We start from the raw sequence: 1,841 nt of genomic DNA, 5'->3' as shown, positions 1-1,841 counted from the left end.
CGCCGGGCCGGCCGACCGTTCTTACATCTCTTGTGCCGAATAATATTAGGCACAAGGCTTGCTTTACGCAGGCAATTAGGTGAAGGCCCACGGAATTCACCTGGAATCAGAAAACGGCCTCATGGACAAACACGATTCGGCAAGGCTACTCGAAGTCAACAACATCGAAGTGGTTTACAACGATATTATCCAGGTGCTGCGCGGAGTAAGCCTGAATGTATCCCAAGGCGGCATCGTTGCCCTGCTGGGCACCAACGGCGCCGGCAAAACCACCACGTTGCGGGCCATCAGCGGCCTGCTCAAGCCGGAAAACGGCTTTATCCGCGATGGGCACATCCGATTTGACGGAAGCGACATCACCAATGTCCTGGGAACGCAGGTGGTCAAACTCGGCGCCGTGATGGTGCCGGAGGGACGCCGGGTGTTTAAACATCTTACCGTTGAAGAAAATATACGCGTCGGCTCCATCACCCGCAAAGACGGATCTCAAAAGATTCGCGCAGACAACGACAAGATGTACGATCATTTCCCTCGGCTTTCCAAAATCACCCACCGGCTGGCGGGGTATTGCTCCGGTGGTGAGCAGCAGATGATCGCCATTGCCCGGGCCCTGATGGCCGCGCCTAAAATGCTCATGCTCGACGAGCCCTCCCTTGGCCTGGCACCGCTGCTGGTAAAAGAGATCTTCGAAAACGTCGAAACCATCAACCGGGAGTTGGGCACCACCATTCTGGTGGTCGAGCAGAATGCCAAGATCGCCTTACAGGTGTCCGATTATGCCTACATCATGGAGTCAGGCAAGATCGTCCTGGAAGGCCCTTCCAAGGAGCTCAAGAACAACCCGGATGTCAAAGAGTTCTACATGGGCATCACCCAGGGCGGCGGACGGAAATCCTTTAAGGAAGTCAAGTCCTATAAGCGCCGCAAACGCTGGATGTAAGTGTTAACAGGTTCAGGGTTAAAAGGCTGGTGAACTCGTAAAAAGTCGCATTTTCGACGGAGAAAAGGCTAACCAATATGAAATTTCTCGTTGCCTACAACGGTTCAACAGAGTCCAAGGCCGCCCTTGACCTGGCGATAAAACATGCGTCGATCTTCAGGGCCAAGGTTTTTGTCATCACCAGCATGGAAGGCGGCCACAGCGAAAAGCCCGAAGACATCGCCCGGGTCAACCAGGAGTTGAAGCGGGTTCAGCAGAAGCTTGAGAGCGCCGGAACCGAGCACGAAGTCCAGGAAATGGCCAGAGGGCTTTCTCCAGGGGAGGATATCGTCATCTTCGCCCAGGAAAACCATATCGACCAGATTTTCGTGGGCATCGAGAAAAAATCGAGGACCCGGAAACTGCTGCTCGGCTCTACGGCACAGTACATTATTCTCAAAGCTACCTGTCCGGTGACCACCATCAAGTAGTATAGCGCATTCACCAAACCGGCAAAATGCTATTGACGCGCAACTGATGAGGAGGCGCTGCCAGAAAAGGGTGTCACCTCATACCGGTGAACTGTTCTCCCCGTCGTTGCATAAAAACATGCGAAAATTATTATTACGCTTTGAAAATATATAGAAATTATAACAACCGCCAGGAATTCAAGAATTCACCTAATGTGAATTCCTTGAAAAAGAAAATTTTTTTGATGTTGTTACCCTTACGGGAAAGCCAGAGGAATCCAGATCCGGCGTTGCCAAGGGATTGCAGTAAAACACTACGGCTGCCCCCTTGGCGCCTTGGCTCTGAATCCCTCCTGATTTTGCAACGTTGGGGTTCTTATTGCCGCATGCGATGCAACGCTTAAAAACCGCATAAGGAGTATAAACCATGGGGCTTTACGATTTTTCCCTTT

2 protein-coding genes are annotated in these 1,841 nt (G+C 51.8%); both read left to right on the top strand.

Going from position 1 to position 1,841, the window contains the following annotated elements:
* Positions 1-121 precede the first annotated feature (121 nt).
* Positions 122-940 carry an ABC transporter ATP-binding protein gene (locus ABYV26_RS24940; RefSeq protein WP_372684049.1) on the top strand — a complete coding sequence of 273 codons (819 nt, stop codon included), beginning with the start codon at positions 122-124 and terminating at the stop codon, positions 938-940.
* 77 nt (positions 941-1,017) lie between these two features.
* On the top strand, positions 1,018-1,410 hold the full coding sequence (locus tag ABYV26_RS24935; protein WP_372684048.1) for a universal stress protein: 393 nt from the start codon (positions 1,018-1,020) through the stop codon (positions 1,408-1,410).
* The last annotated feature ends 431 nt before the right edge of the window (positions 1,411-1,841 follow it).

The organism is Desulfosarcina sp. (genome assembly GCF_041551955.1).
Taxonomy (GTDB): domain Bacteria; phylum Desulfobacterota; class Desulfobacteria; order Desulfobacterales; family Desulfosarcinaceae; genus Desulfosarcina.
This window is presented reverse-complemented; position numbering and strand designations above follow the sequence as displayed.